Raw genomic sequence first — 16,045 nt, 5'->3', positions numbered from 1 at the left:
AATGGGAAAAGATACAGGCTTTTTAGAATATAAAAGAAAGAATAATACGGATGTACCACCGGCTGAAAGAATTAAGAACTTTGATGAATTTCATAAGCCCCTGGATACAGAAAAAAGACGTGAACAGGCATCACGCTGCATGAACTGCGGCGTGCCCTTTTGCCAGTCCGCTATGAATCTTGGCGGTATGGTTACAGGCTGTCCTCTTCACAATCTGATACCTGAGTGGAATGACGAACTCTATAGAGGTCATGATGAGCACTCCTTTGCAAGACTACACAAGACCAGCAATTTTCCTGAGTTCACAGGTCGTGTATGCCCCGCACTCTGCGAGAAGGCATGCATGTGCGGACAGTATGGAGATGCTGTAACGGTTCATGATAATGAGCTGTATCTGGTGGAAACAGCTTACGAGAAGGGATATATCAAGCCCTTCATCCCGCAGATCAGAAGCGGAAAAACAGTAGCAGTAGTAGGAAGCGGTCCTGCAGGACTTGCTGTTGCTGACGAGCTCAATCACAGAGGTCATAAGGTCGAAGTGTTTGAGAGAGAGGACGAGATCGGAGGTCTTCTCATGTATGGTATCCCTAACATGAAGCTTGATAAGCGCGTGATCAGGCGCAGAAGAAAGCTCATGGAGGAAGAGGGAGTTGTTTTTCATACAGGCGTAAATGTAGGCAAGGACAAGAAAGCATTTGATGTTCTTGGCAGCTTTGATGCAGTTGTTTTGTGCTGCGGTGCCAAGAAGGAGCGTCCTCTTGCGGTAGCTGATCCTGCAAAGGTTAAGGGCGTTTATAATGCGGTAGATTTCCTTACAAGTACTACCAAGGCACTTGTGGATTCCGGTGATACAACTACAGCTGCACTTACAGAGCACGGCGGATACATCGATGCTGCAGGCAAAAATGTAGTGATCGTCGGTGGCGGTGATACAGGTAATGACTGCATAGGTACAGTTATAAGACACGGTGCCAAGACAGTCACAGCACTTGAGATGATGCCTAAGCCTCCCGTTGAGAGAGCAGCTAATAATCCATGGCCTGAGTGGCCCAAGGTCTTGAAGACAGACTACGGCCATGAGGAAGCAATCCATGTATTTGGAAGTGATCCCAGAGTCTTCGAGACAACAGTCAAGAGTATTGAGACTGATAAGAAGGGAGCACTTAAGCAGATAGAAACAGTAAAGGTTACCTTCAAGGACGGTAAGCTTGTGGAGGTTGCAGGTACAGAGAAGAAGATCAAGTGTGACCTTCTCCTTATCGCAGCAGGCTTTATCGGCTGTGAGGATTATACTGCTGATGAGTTTTCTCTTAAGAAGACCCAGCGCGGAACAGTCCTTACTCCTGAGGGCAGCTACCACGTTGAGGGCACCAAGATCTTCTCGGCAGGTGATATGAGAAGAGGTCAGTCTCTCGTTGTGTGGGCTATTGCAGAAGGCAGAGCCTGCGCTAAGGAAGTAGATGAATATCTGATGGGTTATACTAACTAAAATTTTACATGCAGGTAGCTGTTGTTAGCTTCGCCTATGTTTTAGGCAGGTGTTTATGTTTTAGTTTCTCCTATGTTTTTCATATTGTTCATATGGTGGTGCGGAATGTTGCTGAAAGGCAATGTTCCGCATTGCTGTGTTATATAGGTTTTGAATAATCTACTTCATTTTAATTTCATGCAGTTTTTGTATGAAATCTCCTGCTGTCTTGTGACGTTCTTCCTTGTCCTTGTACAGGGCAGAATCCGCATAGGCAAGAGCCTCAGTGCAGGTTGTGGCATGGGAAGTACAGATATAAGTTCCTGTGCTGAACGAAGGGGTGTAGCCTAGAATCTTATTATCTTCAAAGGTCTTTGAGAGCAGAGTTCTGAATTCTGAAGAGAGTGCAGGATCTTTTCCTGCAATGACAAATTCATCTCCACCCCATCTTGCTGCAACGGCATTTCTGGGCAGGAGTATTTTACGCATGGCTTTGGATATGGCAACAAGAGCCTTATCGCCTTCCTCATGCCCCAGAATGTCATTGATACTCTTAAAATAGTCCAAATCCATCATTATAATAGTCAACGGATGTTCTTCACTGCAGGTGGCGATCTCTTCATTTATGAAATCAGTCATACGTCTGCGGTTGTAAAGCTTGGTAAGAGCATCCGTATATATCTGTGCATCTTGTAATTCTACAAAAAGCTTCAAAACGACAGGAATAACACATAGTTCAATGGCAGGAAGGTTAAGCAAAAATGCAATCAAAATGCCATTGATGGTAAAGAACAGTATGAAAATAATCTGGCTGTTATATTTCTTTTTCTCATGCTTTGTTTTTGCCTGTATTCTGTTTCTGATTGAGATAATGGTAGCAGATATCAGATAAATATAATCCATCAATAATATAAATGAAAGCATGGGTTTGAAAACAGGAGTGTTTCCTGAGAGCTCATAAACGCATACATACAAGGGCGTATAAAGAAGTAGCAGGACCAGAGCCAGAGGAAGGTGTATCAGAATTGTCCTGATATCAAAGGAACATATCTTTGAAAGACCTGAGGGCTTGCTCAGATTAGCGCTTACATGAAGAAACCAGAAAAAGCAGGCAAACGACATAGATGCAAATCCGGTAGACATTATAAACAAAACTATCGGGCGTGGCAGAGCAGTATAAAAGGCATCTCCGATAAGAAGCCTTGAATCTTCAAGAACATAAATCATAAAAGAAACAAGCATGCCTTTAAAAGCATTTATCTCTCTCTTGTTACCAAGATTTTCATTGGTCTTGGCATATATGATGTTTAAGGACAAAAAACATATGAGTAGTATTAAAAAGATAAAAGGCTTTATCTGAGCTTCTATAGGTATTTCTGTCATGTATGTATCCTCTCGATGAAGCATTGCTTAATCCGCTATAAAAATTTGTCATATTGGAGTGCCAAAAGTATCTCTCATAGTCAATTATCCGATTTTTTGGGTATAAAAGAATAACGAAAGCATAAAAAAAACATTAAAAAACCGTATAGTACCCTTTTAACACTTCAGTCACATATAATTAAGATAGCTTTATATATGCAGATAGTAAGGCTTTTCCTTATGATTCGGAGGTGCATTATGAGTAAAAAGGTCTTGATTTCATAATCTTTGTGAAATTTCCACGAAAAACGTTTTCCAAATCCATTAAGTTTGAATAATTGACTTGAGGGCTATATCAAAACTATAATTTAGTCACTTGAGTTAATCGATTAACAGTCAGAAAGAAGCAATTATTGCGTGGAGGTAGTTATGAGAAAAGGTAAACATGTGGTTAAACGGTTAATGACCGTTTGGCTTAGTGCTGCCCTGGCAATGGGAGCACCGGGGGCTTCACTTGTTTCTATGGCAAGTGGAGTAGAAGATGTGGCAATTAAGGAAGATAGCAGGACTTCAGAGAACGACGTGACTGATACCGGAGAGAAGGTTCCTGAGGGTCAGGAAGAAAATGCTGCAGAGGATACAATTTCAGATGAAGAAAAGCCTGCAGAGGATACTACTTCAGATGAAGAAAAGCCTACAGACGATACTACTTCGGATGAGGAAAAGGTTGCAGAAGATGCAACTTCAAATGAAGAAAAAACAGATGAAGATACATCTGACACCACTGATGTAGAAACAGAAGAAGCAGATAACGCATCAGACGATGAAACTATCCCTGATGATGATCCCGAGACATATACAGACAGAGCAGTCAAAGGGGCAGCTCCTGCAGCAGACGATACAGACGATGCAGAAGCAAAGAAACAGAAAGCTAAAGACTCACAGAAGCACGAGAAGGAAAATATCTCAAACAGTGCTAGCGTAAATCGCGCATCAATTCATGATGGTGCAATACTCCATGCATTTTGCTGGAACTTCAACACTATAAAAGAGAACATGGCAGCAATCGCTGAGGCCGGCTTTACAGCAGTTCAGACATCACCGATAAATGCATGTCTTGATACTCACAACGCATTATCACTTAACGGCGATATCAACGGAACTGATGGAATGTGGTACTACCACTATCAGCCCACAGACTGGACTATCGGTAACTACCAGCTTGGTAGCAGAGAAGAGTTCAAGGAGATGTGTAACGAGGCTGATAAGTATGGCATCGGCGTTATCGTAGATATTCTTCCTAACCACACAACTCCTACTGATTCTGAGATTTCACAGAATCTTATAGATGCAGCAGGTGGCTGGGACAATCTTTTCCACAAGGATTATAAGCAGGGAATCAGCAGCTATAATGATCGTGCCAGCGTAACCTACAACGCAATGGGCGGCCTCTATGATGTTGATACAGAGAACACTGATTTCCAGGATTACTTCTATGCTTATCTTGATGATTGCGTAAACTGCGGTGCTGACGGATTCCGTATAGATACAGCGAAGCATATAGCACTTCCTGATGATCCGGTTCCTTCAAACTATGCAGGCGACGAGGGCAGAAATACCTTCTATCCCAACATGGCAGCAGCACTTGACGCTTATGCAGCTGAGACAGGCAACGGCAAAAACTATGATAACCTCTTCGTATATGGAGAAGTTCTTCAGGGCGATGGCGACAGACTTGCTGCATATCAGAAGTATATTGGCGGCACAACAGCAAGTAACTATGGCGGATCAATCAGATCAGCAGTATCCTCTGATAATGTTTCAGCAGGAAAACTGGTAAGCTACAGCATCTATGACGAAGCAAACTATGCAGCTGACGCTAACAGACTTGTAACCTGGGTTGAGTCCCACGACAACTATATAAATGATAAGTCCTACCAGGCAATCAATGATCAGGATACTCTTGAAGCATGGGCTATCATCACTGCAAGAAAAGACGGCACACCGCTGTTTTTCTCAAGACCAAGCGGAAGCTCAGCTGAGAATCCCTTCGGTGATAACGTGATCGGACAGGCAGGTAATGCACTTTACAAATCACCTGAGGTAACAGCTGTTAACAGGTTCAGAACAGCAATGAACGGCAAGGGCGAGAACCTCTCAAATCCCGGCGGCGATATGCACGTGATCATGGTTGAGAGAGGTGACGCTGCAGCAGAGGGAGCAGTACTTGTAAACACAGCATCATACCCTGTTGCAATAAGCGGAGATACAACTCTTCCCGATGGCAACTATGTGAATAAGGTTGAGGGTAGAAATGATCTTTTCACAGTTAAAAACGGTAAGATCGATGGTGTAATACAGAAGGAAGCAGTAGTAGTACTTACAGAAGCAACAACAGAAGATTACACAACAATCCATTTCAACAATTCATTCAACTGGAATAATGTACAGGCAATCATTGACGGAGAGACCACAGTCGATGCTATCAGTGAGAATGACGGATGGTTCAGAGTAAATGTTGCCAGGGATAATTTCAGCGTAGTATTTACAAACGGAACAGACAAAACTGAGTGCTATGAGATTAAGGACGGAGCAGAGGGCTTCATTACTCCCGAGAAGAAGGATATCTATGCATCAAAAGCTGATACCGATGAGGCACTTGGACTTATAACAGCTTCTGTTTATCTCCTTAACACAGATCTTTGGCAGAATGCAAATATCTATTCATGGTTCGATGGCGGCGATCAGCTCGCAGGCGGCTGGCCCGGAAAGAACACCTACGATGAGGGTGGCTACTGGATCCGCGCTGACTTAAAGCTTCCCAAGGATCGCAAGGACGAGGCTTACAGCGTAATCTTCAATGCAGATGGTGTTCAGACTGTAGATTTCAAGATCTCAGGACTTAAGAATTATCTTGCACTTATGGGCAAGAATGCCGATGGAAAATGGGCTCTTAAGCAGTTTGACACAAAGGAAGATGCTGAGAAAGAAACAGGAATTTCAGCTAACAGCACAACGGTTTATTTCTATAATAAGGATAACTGGGACACAGTTTCAGCATACACCTGGGAGGCTTACAGCTTTGGTGACTGGCCCGGAACACCCTGCGAGGAAGAGGGCGAAGGCTGGTGGAAGATAACAGTTCCCGCTGCAGCAGGTGCTAACTTCAGAATCATTTTCAACAACGGCGGTAAGGGTTCTCAGACATCAGACCTCACTATTGTTAACATCAAGAACAGATTCGTATATGATGACAGAACCTTTGAATCAAAAGAGGCTGCTCTTGGCGCTCCCGAAGAGGAGATTGTTCCTGCATATCCTGAAGGAACTCCTGTAACAAGAATTTACTACTACGATGATAATAACTGGGGCAAGGTTCACGCATACGTATGGGCAAACGTTCCTGAATACAACAACCTCATAGGCGGATGGCCGGGAACACGTATGTACAGCGGTGAAGACGGATGGTACTACACAGATGTACCTACAGAAGGCATTGAAAAGGGTGACCTTAAGGTTATCTTCAACAGAGCAGGAAGCTCACAGCTTGATGATAAGATGCTTGTTGATACAGAAAATGTATACTTCAATACACCTAAGGAAATAGGCTATGCTTCAAAGGATGCGGCAATAAAAGGAAAGACAGACGGCGAAGAGGAGCCCACAAATCCCGGAGATGACAAGCCTGAAACACCCGGCGAGGATACACCTGCAAATCCTGATGAGCCCGGAACAGTAGAGCCTGAAACTCCTTCAAACGAGACTCCTTCAGATACAAAGCCTTCAGACTCCAAGCCTGAGGATAAGACACCTACAGTAAACACAGAAGAGAAGACAGTTTCTGTAACAGGAATTAAGCTCAACAAGAAAAAGGTTAAGATCGGAAAGACCGGTAAGTTCCAGCTTGAAGCTACAGTAGAGCCTGAGAATGCAACAAATAAAGACATCACATGGACATCAAGCGATGAGAAGATCGCTCAGGTTTCAGCAGAAGGACTTGTTACTGCAAAGAAGAAGGGAAGCTGCGTTGTAACAGCTACCACAAAGGACGGTCAGTTCAAGGCTGAGTGCAAGGTTACAGTAACAAAGAAGGTAAATGTAACCGGAGTTAAGCTGAACAAGTCAAAGAAGACACTTAAGAAAGGTAAGACCGTAACTCTTAAGGCAACTCTTAAGCCTAAGAAGGCTACAAACCAGGATGTAAAGTGGAGCAGTAGTAATAAGAAGGTTGCAACCGTTGATGAAAACGGAAAGGTAGCAGCAGTAGGAAGCGGCGAAGCAACTATTACAGTAACTACTAAGGAAGGCAGCTACAAAGCAACCTGCAAGATTACTGTTAAGAAGGATAAGACCAAAAAGTCTAAGAAAAAGAAGAAATAAAATTGTGATTTGAATCAGTGCAAAACAGACCTAAATGAGTGATTACTAGGTCTGTTTTGTTTTTTGTGGTAGATTATTCTCAGGAGGGTACGAAATGGATAAGAAAGCTGATGTGTATGAAGTACCAAAGAGAGAAGGGAGCGTATGGCCTGAGGATATCTGCCCCGCTTACACTCCCAGAGAGGATGCAATTCCCAGCATTAGGGGGTGTTGGTACTGCAAATATGCGGATTTTCATCTAAAAGAAGAAACTGTATTAGAAGTGGGTATCTGTAACTGGCCCAAGAAGGTTATGGATTAGTGAAAAAAGTTAAGGGGAAAAATAATGGACACAAAAATTAAAATTCGGAGGGGTTATGGAAAATAAGGGAACAGCGGCAGAATCAATACTTCGCATAGCTATCTGTGATGATGATAAGACAGACCGCGAGAGGGTAGATGTTCTTGTTCAGGAATATCTGAAGGAAAAGAATATCAGAGCTGAGGTCAAATGCTTTGATCACCCGGATGCGCTTATCGAAGAGTGTGAGAAATTCAGACCGCATATTTACATACTTGATATAGTCATGCCTATGGTTACAGGGATTCAGGCGGCGCGAGAGCTTCGCTGGAATCAGCCTGACGCGCAGATTATATTTGCTACTTCAGAGAGCTCCTATGCCCTGGAGTCCTTTGACGTTAACCCTATCAATTATATTTTAAAACCGATAGAAAAAGAGAAGCTTTTTACAACTCTGGATCTGGCACTTTCCCATGTGGACATCTCAAACGGAAGGAGCATTTCCATAAAGGTCAAGGGAGGCTTACAGACCCTTCATCTCGATGAGATTCTTTATATCGAGTATCGCAATCATGTGGTTTCATATCACATGAATGATGGAGCGGTTATTTCTACGCCCACACTTCGAATCGGCTTTGTGGAGTATCTTGAGAACAATCACCCGGGAAAAGATTTCGTGCGCTGTCATGAATCAATAGCTGTCAGCATTGCTGCTATAGATAAACTCACAAAAACAGAGATCACTCTTCGAAATGATGAGCTGATCCCTGTTACAAAAAGCAGATATGCTGAGGTTCTGGACAGTTATATGAACTTCAGATTTTGATTTACCCAGAACCTAACTCGCCCGCTATGTTTATAGAGTAGTAATCACGTATTTCAGTTTCCTTTTAATAGAATTATATATACTGGTATGTTTCGGTGCAATCGGAATTGTGCTATTCTATTCTCTGGATAAAAGGGGGGAAACTATTTAGTTTGGGGAGAACAAAATGAGTCATATACTGGTTGTAGAAGATGACGTGAATATAGGAAACATGCTTCAGGAAGCTCTTGAAATCGAAAACTATGAGGTGACAAGAGCATATTCCGGGACAGAGGCGCTGATGATTCTGGAAAACAGAAAGCCGGACCTGATGCTCCTTGATCTTATGATTCCGGGAATTTCAGGAGAGGAGCTGATTGGCAAAATTGATGGAGTACTTACAATAGTTCTAAGTGCAAAGTCTGACATTGATACCAAGATAAGCCTTCTTAAAAAGGGTGCCAGCGACTATGTGACAAAGCCATTTGTTATATCGGAGCTTCTTGCAAGGATTGAGGCTCACCTTCGCCTGGCGGAATCTACAGATAACAAGAAGGTCACAGATGATGGCAGCGTTGTGAGTGTTGGAAATATCTCTTTGGACAACAGCCTTTTTTCAGTGACAAACGGAGATACCAAGGTCAGCCTCACAAGGACTGAGACCGCGATCTTAAATCTTCTTATGAACAATTCCGGAAGACCTCTTGGACGAAGTACCATCCTTGACAGAATAAGTGAGGATACTCCGGATTGCACCGAGAGATCATTAAAACAGCATGTAAGCAACGTCAGGAAAAAGCTTCAGCAACTGGACAATATAGATCATATAGAAACAATTTACGGGATTGGTTTTCAATATAACGAATCTTGACATTATCTTGACATTCTCTATACCACTTTCTTGACAGGAGGGTGGTATTTTTATATGCGTAGATGAGAGCTACGAAAACGAATGACTTAAACAGCATGAAAGGAAAGTTTTACTATGGAATACGTTTTTAAGACTAATGGAATAAGCAAGAAGTACGGAAAGTTTACAGCCCTTTCTGATGTAAATATGGAAATCCCGAAGGGGGCTATCTACGGATTTGTTGGGAAAAACGGAGCAGGAAAGACTACTCTTATAAGAGTTATGACAGGTCTTCAGCGTCCTACAGATGGCTCCTACGAACTCATGGGAAAAGCAAATAACGATAAGGATATTGCAAAGGCAAGACGCAGAATGGGAGCGGTTGTCGAGTCTCCTGCGATCTACATGGATATGTCAGCAAGAGACAACCTGATTCAGCAGTGCCTGATGCTCGGACTTCCGGATTTCAAATGTGTCGATGAGATACTTGAGCTGGTAGGCCTTGCAGATACAGGAAAAAAGAAGGCAAGGAACTTTTCACTTGGTATGCGTCAGCGTCTCGGAATTGGAGTTGCCCTCTGCGGAAGTCCTGACTTCGTAGTTCTTGACGAGCCTATAAACGGACTTGATCCTCAGGGAATCATCGAGGTGAGAGAGCTTATCCTTAAGCTCAACAGAGAAAGAGGAATCACCTTCCTTATCTCAAGTCACATTCTTGATGAGCTTGCAAAGGTTGCTACCAACTACGGCTTCATCGATAAGGGCCATATCGTAAGACAGATGACCAGCAAGGAGCTTGCTGATGAGTGCCGCAAATCTGTCCGCATGAAGGTCAGCGATGTGGGAATCTTATCCAAGATACTTGAAGAGAAGAGCCTTGATTACAAGGTGGTTGATTCCAATACAGCCGATGTATATGCAGAGCTCACTTTCTCAGATGTGGCTAAGGACTTTGAACAGGCCGGCTGCAAGATCATAAACATGCAGGAGCGCGACGAGAGTCTTGAGGCATTTTATCTTTCACTGCTAGGAGGATCAGAGGATGTTCAGAAATCTGTATGCTGATACAAGAAACATAATTTTATGCAGAGCATTCCGAATTGCTCTTGGCGTGATTGCTGTTTATCAGATATTCCATTTTATAATTTTTAAAGCGCTGTATGTATTCTTTCTGAAAACCGCTATGGATGCTGACACAGTGGCCTTTACTTTTCCTTCCATAGCAGCATTTCTTGTGACTGCTGCAACACTTTTTATATCAGACAGAGAGTTTTCAAACGGCTGCATCAGAAACAAGATGATATCGGGAGTGAAAAGAACAGACGCATTTTTGTCCGCAGTCTTTGGAGGAATGCTTCAGGGAGCAATATATTCGTTCTTTGCATTTTGTATTTCGACGATAATGAGCCTTGCATTCACAGTAGGGTTCATGGATTACTCGATACCGGAGTTTGCTAATTACTGGCTGGTTACGACCATGGCCTGCATGGCGATCGGAGCTTTTTCAACTTCAATGGTAATGTCCTTTGGTGGAAGTAAGCTCTCTTATGTGATAGGGCTTCTCCTTGCCTTTGTACTTAAGGTCACTGATACCTTTGTACTTGATAAGCTCTATCCGGAAAAAGGGTACTGCCAGCTTACAGGCACAAAGCTTATGGTTTACAGATTTATTGACAGATTCATTCCTTACTCATATCTGATGGAGAGACCTCATTATGATTTTGCGAGCTATGTAATAGGATGCGGCGGCCTCGTAATCATTTCAACAGTTGTAGGACTTATCATTTTTAACAACAAGGAATTGCATTAAAAAATTTGGGGAGTAAAAAGAAATGACCAATTTATATAAAGCTGACATGAAAAGAATTTTTAAGAATCCTATCTTTATAGTAGGATGCATAATCGCTCTTATTGCAACCTTTGCATTTACTTCAAATTGCATCGGACTGACAGGACGTTTTGGAAACATGGAGCCTGACAGAAGAATGTTTTTCATAAGCATCGCCATGATGGGATTTTTCACAATATTTGTTCCACTTTATTCCAATATGGAATACCGCTATGGTGTCATCAGAAATAAGATCACTGCAGGCTTCACACAGAAGCAGGTCTATTTCAGCCATCTGCTTTCACACTTCACAGCCCTGGCTGTTATGATGGGGCTTTATCTTGTGGCAGGTATCCTGGGTGGTGCCAGAGATTTTGGAAAAATGATTCCTTCAAACCTGATTCTTTTCCTTGCACTTTGCGGCTATATTTCAGCCCTTATGCTCATCACTACAAGGGTTCTTAAGATTGTTCTGGTCAGCATCTTTGCATTCTTTCTTCTGAATGTCATCTACATGGGAACAATGATAGGAAATGCACTTTTATCATTTGTTCTTAAGGGAGCTGCAAAGCAGGTGGGCGTGATCGTTTATAACATGTCAGTTTTCGGACAGTGGTTTTCAAGAACAGGCTTGGCTGATGATTATGTAAATCCGGGAAGCCTTGCGCAGGTTGTTGTTTCATCCGCAGTTATTCTTGTGATGGTATTTTTAGCCACAGTTGGACTTGATAAGAGAGACCTTAAATAATTTTGAAGAGAAGGTAAGAAAAGTGAGACGATATAAAATAATTTTACTTGCAAGCGTAGCTACAATGGCAGTTTTCATAGGACTTCTTGTTGGCTTTAGAAACACTAAGGCGTTTTCACCTGAAAAGAAGATTGAAGGAATAGAGGACGTTGCCATTAGCTTTAATGAGCTCAAGATTCCCACAGATGTTCAGGTTGTCGGCATTGGAGAAGCTACACATGGTAATCACGAGTTCCAGACAGTAAAAAGAGATGTTCTTGAAAAGGTTGTAACTGAAGGAAATGGACGCTCTCTTAGCTTTGAGATGGCAGCAGGCGATGCGGCATGGATAAATGATGCTATTCATGACAAGGATGCTGATTTAACAGAGGCGGTTGGAAAGCAGAGCTATCCAATTTATGGTACACCTGAAATTGTGGAGCTCCTTCAGTGGATGCGCAATTATAACGAAAATCTTCCCTACGAAGAATCACTTATGTTTTACGGAGTTGATATCCAGGGTGGAATGACTTCAATCGTCTACATGCAGAATCTTTGTAGAGAAGGGTGTGAGCTTTTCACAGAGGATGAGAAGGCAAAGCTCCTTACCATAAAGACTGAAGAAAAAGCTGACTATGTATCTGAGAGAAAATTTTTCCAGGGGCTGTATGAGAGGCTTTCAGCTTCAGAAGATCTTAAAGCCAGACAGCTTGCAGTACTTGCAAAGTGCGTGGTATTAAACATTGATGCTCCCGATTATGATGAGGAGCCACAGGAAAACAGTCATAACAGAGATCTCAGAATGGCTGAGCTCTTAAAGGATTACTGGAATATAGAAAATGAAAGAGGCTACGATCAGGTTGTTATCACTGCTCACAATGGCCATGCCATGAAGGGTGGTAAATCCATTCTTCCAAGTGAGGGTGAGGAGACCATGGGTGATCAGATAAACCGTATCTTCGGGGACAGCTATTACTGCATAGGAACAGAGTTCTATAAGGGCGATGTGAATATTCATACTGCCGGTACCTATGATGATAATTACGAGAGAGCTAACTACTTTTACTGCAGCGATGACCCTCTTGCATATCAGGCAAAGGATTTTAAAAATGGAACATATTGCCTTGATTTCTCCAAGGTAACGGATGAAAATAGTAAGGTGTACAAGATCCTTAATAACTATAACTTCTTTGGAGAGATGGGTGAGGGCTATGGTCAGCTTCAGGATCTCGGACCGAGCCACAGAATAAAGATCAAAGCAACTGACAGATTTGATGCTATGGTCTATTACTATGAAGTAACGCCCATAGATCCCATATACTATAAATAAAAATCACGGAGCCTCTTATGAAATACCTGCTTATCATACTTGTCGCCATAAACATTTTCCTTTTCCTTAAGATTGTGGCCATGCGCTTGTCACTTAAGGAGCTCAGAGAGGACTATGAGGAGCGTGCAAGAATCCATACCAATACTCTTTTGACGGTATCAAGTCGCGACAGGAGAGTGAGGGAGCTTGCCTCCACTATGAACGAGACCCTTGTTAAGCTCAGGGACTCCTATAACAGGTATGAAAACGGTGATCAGGAAATAAAGAGAGCGATAACTAACATATCCCATGATCTTAGGACGCCGCTCACTGCCATAAGCGGATATCTTGAGCTGGCGCAGCGAAAGGAGATGACTCCCGAGCTGGAGAAGTACCTCCAGGTAATTGAGGGCAGAACCATGCATATGAAAAAGCTCACGGAGGAGCTTTTCGAGTACTCTATCATAGCAGGTGGCGAGGTGACTGAGGAGAGGAAGGAAGTCAATATCGGCAGGATGCTTGAGGACTGCATCATGGGCTATTATCCCTCACTTAAGGAGAGAGGAATCACTCCGGAGGTTGATATAACAGAGGAGAAGATTGTAAGGAATCTCTATCCGTCCTATGTGGAGAGAATCATGAATAACCTTGTAAGTAACGCTCTTAAGTACAGCGACGGTGATCTTGAGATTTCCCTTTCAGATGAGGGAAAGCTCCGGGTTGCCAATTCCTCAAAGGAGCTTTCAACTGTTGACGTTAATAAGCTCTTTGACAGGTTCTTTAGTGTCGAGAGCGCCCGCAGCAACTCCACGGGACTGGGACTTTCCATAGTGAAGACCTTTGCGGAGCGCATGGACTGCAGTCTTGATGCTAGCTATGAAGATGGCAAAATTGCCATTGAAGTAGGTTTTTAACAGATATTGTTTACATTGATTTTATAAAAATATAACTAATTAGAGAACACGCCTGGGTTATAATTGTAATAAATCTAATTGAATTTGATTACTTTGGAGATGGCGATGTTCTCTGATTTTTTTAACAGACTGGATAGTATAGACTATTTTGTTTCAACTAAAAAGGAACTCCTGGCAGAGAAGAACAGAGCCATGCTGCTTCAGCTCGGCAATGGATTAACCATCGTAGTGGTTCTTTATCTGCTGGTGAGATTTTCGATTGATCCGGGGAGGCTGCCGGAACTGAGATTTTGGGTACTGTTTGCTGTTTTACTTGCGTATCGTATTGAATATAAATGCTGGCTTTCCAAGATTTTATTATCTTTTAATACGACAAGGCTTATCGTACTTCTAAATTATTATCTGTTCTTTATGGCCTCTGCGTATCTTGAAATGAGGGAGTTTGATGCTTCTCACACTCCTATATTTATTGCGCTTATTCTGGCGCTTCCGGCTTTCTACACAGACTATTTTCAGGTCTATTTCCTAATTGAAACTGTAATTGGAATTTCATATTTTGCAATCTGTCATCTGGTAAGTCCGGGGACTCTGAGCTGGCAGGCCTGCTTTGAAATGATGGCAGCCATAATGTTTTCGCTTGTTATGGTGCTCGCTATTTTTGGTAATCAGGCTGAGAGTGTCACTGAAGAAAAGGTATTTAAGGAGAAAAGTGATACAGATCTTCTTACAGGCCTAAAGAACAAGATAGCCTTCCAGGATGAATCAAAGGAGGCGATAAGGAACAAGCCTCTTGGAACTGCAAGTATGCTGCTGATTCTGGATTTTGATAATTTTAAGCTCGTTAATGACAACTACGGACATCAGACAGGAGATGATGTCCTTAAGGCCTTTGCCAACATCCTGATACGTGAATTCCGCGTGGTGGATATTATTGGGCGCGTTGGCGGAGATGAGTTCATGGTCATGGTCCCATCTATTCCATTTGAGAGCACGGGACTTATTGCTGATCGTTGTAAAAATATTTTGCATGAGTTAAATGTTCTTAAGGTTGGTAAGGCTCATTCCTTTTCATGCAGTATCGGAATCGCCTGTGACTATAAGGGTATGACCTTTGAGGAAATGTATAAACTGGCAGACGATGCTCTCTATGAGTCAAAGGAACGGGGAAAAGCAACGTATACCATTTATTCTTCGGGGAAAGCGGATGAATAGACTAAGGAATTTTTATGAAAAGCTAAAAAAGCACTATCAGCTTATAATTCTACTTTTACCCTCTGCAATTCTGCTTATATGTTTTGCATATATTCCCATGTTCGGAATTATTATAGCCTTTCAGAATTATTCTCCCGCGCTTGGAATTCTGGAAAGTAAATTTGTGGGTTTCAAGAATTTTATTCAGTATTTTAATTCCTATCAGTTTGGCGTCACAATAAAAAACACCCTGATCCTCAGTATCTACAGCATAGTTGTTGGCTTTCCTTTGCCAATACTCCTTGCACTTATGTGTAATCAGATGAGGAATAAGCTTTTAAAAAATGTTTTTCAGGTGATAACCTATCTTCCGCATTTTATCTCAACCATGGTAATGTGCGGTCTTATCATCATTTTCCTATCGCCAAGCAGCGGCCTTTTTGCCAATCTGGCAAGACTTCTAGGAATGAGCTTTCCAAATATCATGGCGGATTCTGCGGCCTTTAAGCATGTGTATGTATGGAGCGATATATGGCAGCATCTTGGCTGGGACAGCATTATCTATCTGGCGGCTCTTTCAAGTGTGGATGTGGAGTATTACGAGGCTTCAACCATTGACGGCGCCAGCACACTTCAGAAAATCAGATATATAGATATCCCGATGATTCTTCCTACTGCGATGATACTTCTCATCTTGAGAGCCGGAGGAATCCTGGAGATTGGCTTTGAAAAGGTGTATCTTCTTCAGAATATCCAGAACATTATGAGCAGCGAGATAATTTCAACGTATGTATATAAGATCGGACTTCAGAACATGCAATACAGCCTGTCTACGGCTATCGGACTTTTTAATACGGTGGTAAATGTGATAGTTCTTCTGATGGTCAATTTTGTGGCGAAAAAGACTACGGATATCAGTCTGTTTTAGTGG

General features: G+C 42.4%; 13 protein-coding genes. 12 read left to right on the top strand and 1 reads right to left on the bottom strand.

All coding sequences use genetic code 11. The features are described from left to right. The first annotated feature begins 1 nt into the window (after position 1). A complete protein-coding gene (locus G601_RS0120020) occupies positions 2-1,489 on the top strand; it encodes a glutamate synthase subunit beta (protein WP_026666395.1) in 1,488 nt (495 codons plus the stop codon). Positions 1,490-1,648: 159 nt separating this feature from the next. On the opposite strand, the gene G601_RS0120015 is transcribed toward G601_RS0120020, so the two are convergent. Then, on the bottom strand, positions 1,649-2,851 hold the full coding sequence (locus tag G601_RS0120015; RefSeq protein ID WP_026666394.1) for a GGDEF domain-containing protein: 1,203 nt from the start codon (positions 2,849-2,851) through the stop codon (positions 1,649-1,651). 408 nt (positions 2,852-3,259) lie between these two features. Here G601_RS0120015 and G601_RS25505 point away from each other — a divergent pair, with 408 nt between their 5' ends. The 11 genes from G601_RS25505 to G601_RS0119960 all read left to right on the top strand — a co-directional run bounded on the left by G601_RS25505 (position 3,260) and on the right by G601_RS0119960 (position 16,042). Then, entirely contained in the window at positions 3,260-7,210 is a 3,951-nt protein-coding gene (locus tag G601_RS25505) for a starch-binding protein (protein WP_051206102.1), read from the top strand. Between the two features lie 94 nt (positions 7,211-7,304). Beyond that, entirely contained in the window at positions 7,305-7,511 is a 207-nt protein-coding gene (locus G601_RS0120005; RefSeq protein WP_051200942.1) for a hypothetical protein, read from the top strand. A 55-nt stretch (positions 7,512-7,566) separates the two neighbouring features. Continuing rightward, positions 7,567-8,316: a LytR/AlgR family response regulator transcription factor gene (locus G601_RS0120000; RefSeq protein WP_051200941.1), complete on the top strand. Its 750-nt coding sequence runs from the start codon at positions 7,567-7,569 to the stop codon at positions 8,314-8,316. A gap of 166 nt (positions 8,317-8,482) precedes the next feature. Beyond that, positions 8,483-9,166, top strand: coding sequence for a response regulator transcription factor (locus G601_RS0119995; protein WP_026492080.1), 684 nt, complete (start codon positions 8,483-8,485; stop codon positions 9,164-9,166). A 114-nt stretch (positions 9,167-9,280) separates the two neighbouring features. Continuing rightward, entirely contained in the window at positions 9,281-10,210 is a 930-nt protein-coding gene (locus tag G601_RS0119990) for an ATP-binding cassette domain-containing protein (protein ID WP_026666393.1), read from the top strand. Continuing rightward, positions 10,188-10,955 (top strand): hypothetical protein, encoded by a 768-nt coding sequence (locus G601_RS0119985; protein WP_026666392.1) that lies wholly within the window; start codon positions 10,188-10,190, stop codon positions 10,953-10,955. The genes G601_RS0119990 and G601_RS0119985 overlap by 23 nt, the downstream gene beginning before the upstream one ends. A 46-nt stretch (positions 10,956-11,001) precedes the next feature. Next, entirely contained in the window at positions 11,002-11,721 is a 720-nt protein-coding gene (locus G601_RS0119980; protein WP_207638077.1) for a hypothetical protein, read from the top strand. Between the two features lie 22 nt (positions 11,722-11,743). Then, positions 11,744-13,030 carry an erythromycin esterase family protein gene (locus G601_RS0119975; RefSeq protein WP_026666390.1) on the top strand — a complete coding sequence of 429 codons (1,287 nt, stop codon included), beginning with the start codon at positions 11,744-11,746 and terminating at the stop codon, positions 13,028-13,030. Positions 13,031-13,047: 17 nt separating this feature from the next. Continuing rightward, positions 13,048-13,923 carry a sensor histidine kinase gene (locus G601_RS0119970; RefSeq protein WP_026666389.1) on the top strand — a complete coding sequence of 292 codons (876 nt, stop codon included), beginning with the start codon at positions 13,048-13,050 and terminating at the stop codon, positions 13,921-13,923. Between the two features lie 105 nt (positions 13,924-14,028). Further along, the gene (locus G601_RS25500; protein ID WP_051206100.1) at positions 14,029-15,135 is read left to right on the top strand and encodes a GGDEF domain-containing protein; all 1,107 of its coding nucleotides are present in this window, start codon (positions 14,029-14,031) and stop codon (positions 15,133-15,135) included. Beyond that, entirely contained in the window at positions 15,128-16,042 is a 915-nt protein-coding gene (locus tag G601_RS0119960) for an ABC transporter permease (protein WP_026666388.1), read from the top strand. The genes G601_RS25500 and G601_RS0119960 overlap by 8 nt, the downstream gene beginning before the upstream one ends. The last annotated feature ends 3 nt before the right edge of the window (positions 16,043-16,045 follow it).

Origin of the sequence: Butyrivibrio sp. FC2001, from assembly GCF_000424125.1 — a bacterium.
In the GTDB taxonomy this organism is placed as follows: domain Bacteria; phylum Bacillota; class Clostridia; order Lachnospirales; family Lachnospiraceae; genus Butyrivibrio.
The sequence above is the reverse complement of the archived record's forward strand: the minus strand, read 5'-3'. Positions and strand labels throughout refer to the sequence as shown.

Excerpts from the sequence above, each read along its gene's own strand:
- G601_RS0120020 (WP_026666395.1), top strand. The coding sequence starts at position 2 with ATGGGAAAAGATACAGGCTTTTTAGAATATAAAAGAAAGAATAATACG.
- G601_RS0120015 (WP_026666394.1), bottom strand. The coding sequence starts at position 2,851 with ATGACAGAAATACCTATAGAAGCTCAGATAAAGCCTTTTATCTTTTTA.
- G601_RS25505 (WP_051206102.1), top strand. The coding sequence starts at position 3,260 with ATGAGAAAAGGTAAACATGTGGTTAAACGGTTAATGACCGTTTGGCTT.
- G601_RS0120005 (WP_051200942.1), top strand. The coding sequence starts at position 7,305 with ATGGATAAGAAAGCTGATGTGTATGAAGTACCAAAGAGAGAAGGGAGC.
- G601_RS0120000 (WP_051200941.1), top strand. The coding sequence starts at position 7,567 with ATGGAAAATAAGGGAACAGCGGCAGAATCAATACTTCGCATAGCTATC.
- G601_RS0119995 (WP_026492080.1), top strand. The coding sequence starts at position 8,483 with ATGAGTCATATACTGGTTGTAGAAGATGACGTGAATATAGGAAACATG.
- G601_RS0119990 (WP_026666393.1), top strand. The coding sequence starts at position 9,281 with ATGGAATACGTTTTTAAGACTAATGGAATAAGCAAGAAGTACGGAAAG.
- G601_RS0119985 (WP_026666392.1), top strand. The coding sequence starts at position 10,188 with ATGTTCAGAAATCTGTATGCTGATACAAGAAACATAATTTTATGCAGA.
- G601_RS0119980 (WP_207638077.1), top strand. The coding sequence starts at position 11,002 with ATGAAAAGAATTTTTAAGAATCCTATCTTTATAGTAGGATGCATAATC.
- G601_RS0119970 (WP_026666389.1), top strand. The coding sequence starts at position 13,048 with ATGAAATACCTGCTTATCATACTTGTCGCCATAAACATTTTCCTTTTC.
- G601_RS25500 (WP_051206100.1), top strand. The coding sequence starts at position 14,029 with ATGTTCTCTGATTTTTTTAACAGACTGGATAGTATAGACTATTTTGTT.
- G601_RS0119960 (WP_026666388.1), top strand. The coding sequence starts at position 15,128 with ATGAATAGACTAAGGAATTTTTATGAAAAGCTAAAAAAGCACTATCAG.